3 protein-coding genes are annotated in these 3,567 nt (G+C 69.6%); 2 read left to right on the top strand and 1 reads right to left on the bottom strand.

Features of this window, described 5'->3' with window-relative positions; genetic code table 11:
- A partial coding sequence (locus tag VFZ39_RS13585; protein WP_330866308.1) for an FAD-dependent oxidoreductase occupies positions 1 to 1,584 on the bottom strand: 1,584 nt, incomplete at its 3' end.
- A 173-nt stretch (positions 1,585 to 1,757) separates the two neighbouring features.
- Here VFZ39_RS13585 and VFZ39_RS13580 point away from each other — a divergent pair.
- Both VFZ39_RS13580 and VFZ39_RS13575 read left to right on the top strand, forming a co-directional pair.
- Positions 1,758 to 2,552 (top strand): hypothetical protein, encoded by a 795-nt coding sequence (locus tag VFZ39_RS13580; RefSeq protein ID WP_330866307.1) that lies wholly within the window; start codon positions 1,758 to 1,760, stop codon positions 2,550 to 2,552.
- Between the two features lie 127 nt (positions 2,553 to 2,679).
- The coding region (locus tag VFZ39_RS13575; protein WP_330866306.1) for an FAD-dependent oxidoreductase at positions 2,680 to 3,567 on the top strand (888 nt) is incomplete at its 3' end.

Here is a 3,567-nt window from a genome sequence, read left to right as displayed (position 1 = left end):
GACCCGCTTCATCGAGTCCTGCCGGACGTCGCCGGCGACGAAGACGCCGGGCACGCTCGACTCGAGCCCGTACGGCGGTCGCTCCAACGGCCAGCGGACGGCCGGGAGCCGCAACAGCTCGGGCCCGGTGACCACGAAGTCGTGCTCGTTGCGCACGACGTCCTGACCGAGCCAGCCGGTGCGCGGGGCGGCGCCGATGAAGACGAACAACCAGCCGGTCGTCACCGTCTCGGGCTCGGCGCCCCGCGTCCTGAGCGTCAGGCACTCCAGGTGATCGCGGCCGCTCGCTGACATCACCTCAGTCTCGCACCGGACCTCGACGTTCTGGGTCGCCTCGATCCGCTCGATCAGGTAGCGCGACATGCTGGCCTCGAGGGACGCGCCGCGGATGAGCATCACCACGCGCTTCGCGTGGCGTGAGAAGTTCAGTGCAGCCTGGCCCGCGGAGTTGGCGGCGCCGACGACGTACACGTCCTCCCCGGCCAGCTGGACGGCGTCGCTCGCGCTCGCGCCGTAGAAGACGCCGCGACCGGCGAGGTCGTCGACGCCGGGTGCGGGGAGCCGGCGGTACGAGACGCCTGAGGCCACCACCACGGATCGAGCCTCGATCTCCGCGCCGCCGGCCAGGAGCAACGCCCGCACCGGGCCCCGGGCCTCCAGCCCCACGACCTCGCGGGCGACCAGCATCTCGGCCCCGAAGCGGCCGACCTGGGCGATCGCTCGCTGTGCGAGGTCCGAACCGCTCACGCCGCGCGGGAAGCCGAGGTAGTTCTCGATGGCGGCGCTCTGACCGGCCTGTCCGCCTGGCGCTTCCCGCTCGACGACCACGGTGCGCAGCCCCTCGCTCGCGCCGTACACCGCCGCTGCCAGCCCGGCCGGACCGGCCCCCACGATGCACAGGTCGTAGAGCGGCTGCTCGGCCCGGGTGCGCAGGCCCAGCGCCTCGGCGAGCTCGAGGGTGGTCGGCGAGCGGAGGGCGTCCGCCTCGGGCAGGAGCACCAGCGGCAGGTCGTCCGGCCCGGCGTCGGCAATGCCCGCCAGCCGCTCGCCTGCGTCGAGCTCGACGTCGAACCAGAGGTACGGCACGTGGTTGCGCGCGAGGAAGGTCTTCACCTCGTAGGTGCGATCCGACCAGCGGTGGCCGACGACCCGGAGGGTCGCGTCGCGTTGCGGGTGGTCTCGCTGCCACGCCTCGAGCAGGTCGTCGACGACCGGGTAGAGACGCTCCTCGGGCGGGTCCCACGGCTTGAGCAGGTAGTAGTCGAGCCCGATGTCGTTGATCGCGGTGATCGCCGCGTCGGTGTCGGCGTACGCCGTGAGCAGCAGCAGCTTCGCGTCGGGGGCGTGCTCCCGGGCACGGGTGAGCATCTCGACGCCGGTCATCCCCGGCATCCGCTGGTCGGTGAGGATCAGCGCCACGGGCTGGTCGCGCAGCGCGAGCCGTGCGAGAACATCGAGCGCCTCCGCGCCGGACGTGGTGCGGACGATCCGGTACTCCGCGCTGTAGTGGGAGCGGAGGTCACGCGCGATGGCGTCGGCAACCAACGGGTCGTCGTCGGTGACGAGAATCGTCGCTCTGGACATGACCCCCCTCGAAGACATGCGCCCGAGACGTGTTCCACGTCACACCGGACCCTACTCCCGGGCACGTAGCGTCCGCGCTGCGGGCGCGTCCCCTTCCCCTCGGTGGGCGTTTTGTAGAGACTCGGGCCCGTTGTGCGTAGCCAGCCTGTGTCCGTAGCCAACTGGAGGTGCAGATGCCGTCGTCGGACGTAGGGGTCGCCGGACCCAGCCGGGCCCGGATCGAGGAACGGACCCTGCGCACGGACCGGTGGTGGCTGGCTCCGCTGACGACGTTCGTCGTGTTCAGCGCATTCGTCGTGTACGCCACCTGGCGGGCGTTCTCAGGGGCGCACTACTACGCGTCGCCGTACCTCTCGCCGTTCTACTCCCCGTGCCTCGGCGACTGTGTCGAGGGCGCCTCCGACTTCGGCCAGCCGTTCGCGTGGTTCCCGTTCTCGGCGGCGCTGATCATCCTGATCTTCCCGCTCGGCTTCCGGATGACCTGCTACTACTACCGCAAGGCGTACTACCGGGCGTTCTGGCTGAGCCCGCCGGCGTGCGGTGTGGCCGAGCCCCACCTCTACTACTCGGGCGAGTCGCGGCTGCCGCTGATCCTCAACAACCTGCACCGCTACTTCTGGTACGCCGCGGTCCTGGTCGGGTGCGTGCTGACGTTCGACGTCGTGCTGGCGTTCCGCAACGCCGACCACGAGTGGGGTCACATGGGTCTCGGCACCCTGCTGATGCTCGTCAACGTCATCTACATCTGGCTCTACACCCTGTCCTGCCACTCCTGCCGGCACGCGGTGGGCGGCCGGCTCCGGCACTTCAGCAAGCACCCGGTGCGCTACAAGCTGTGGACGTGGGTCTCCAGGCTCAACGTCAAGCACGCTCGCTATGCCTGGGTCTCGCTGTTCTCGGTGGCACTGGTAGACCTCTACATCTACCTGCTCGCCACGGGCCGGATCGAAGACCTGAGGTTTTTCTGAACCACCCCACGACGTTGATCGCTCCTCCGCTTCGCTCCCCGCTCACAACGCCGCGGGGACCCCGGGAAGGCCTTGAATGACTTCATCCGAACATCACACCGGTGGTCCGGACACCAGCCGGCACCCGATGACCGGCAACGCGATGTCCTACTACTCCGAGGGCGGCAGCGAGCGCCACCAGTACGACGTGGTGGTCGTCGGAGCCGGCGGGGCCGGTCTGCGCGCCGCGATCGCGGCCCACGAGGCGGGCGCCAACACCGCCATCGTCTGCAAGTCCCTGCTCGGCAAGGCCCACACCGTGATGGCGGAGGGTGGCATCGCCGCCGCCATGGGCAACCGCTGGCCGGAGGACAACTGGGAGGTCCACTTCCGCGACACGATGCGCGGCGGGAAGATGCTCAACCACTGGCGGATGGCCCAGCTCCACGCGCAGGAGGCGCCGGAGCGAGTCCTGGAGCTCGAGGACTGGGGTGCGCTGTTCGACCGCACCGAGGACGGGCTGATCAGCCAGCGCGACTTCGGCGGACACCGGTACGCCCGGCTCGCCCACGTGGGCGACCGGACCGGCCTCGAGATGATCCGAACCCTCCAGCAGCGCGCGGTCCAGGTCGGGATCGACGTGTTCATGGAGTGCACGGTCACCGAGCTGCTCAAGGGCGATGGTGGCGAGATCGCCGGCGTCTTCGGCTACTGGCGCGAGACCGGCCGGTTCGTGACGATCGATGCGCCGGCGGTCATCCTCGCCACCGGCGGCATCGGCAAGTCGTTCAAGGTGACGTCGAACTCCTGGGAGTACACCGGCGACGGACATGCCCTGGCGCTCCGTGCGGGCGCCTCGTTGATCAACATGGAGTTCGTGCAGTTCCACCCGACCGGCATGGTCTGGCCGCCGTCGGTGAAGGGGCTGCTGGTCACCGAGTCGGTGCGAGGCGATGGTGGTGTGCTGCGCAACTCCGAGGGCAAGCGGTTCATGTTCGACTACATCCCGGAGTACTTCAAGGGCGAGACCGCCGAC

Source organism: Nocardioides sp., assembly GCF_036374615.1.
In the GTDB taxonomy this organism is placed as follows: domain Bacteria; phylum Actinomycetota; class Actinomycetes; order Propionibacteriales; family Nocardioidaceae; genus Nocardioides.
This window is presented reverse-complemented; position numbering and strand designations above follow the sequence as displayed.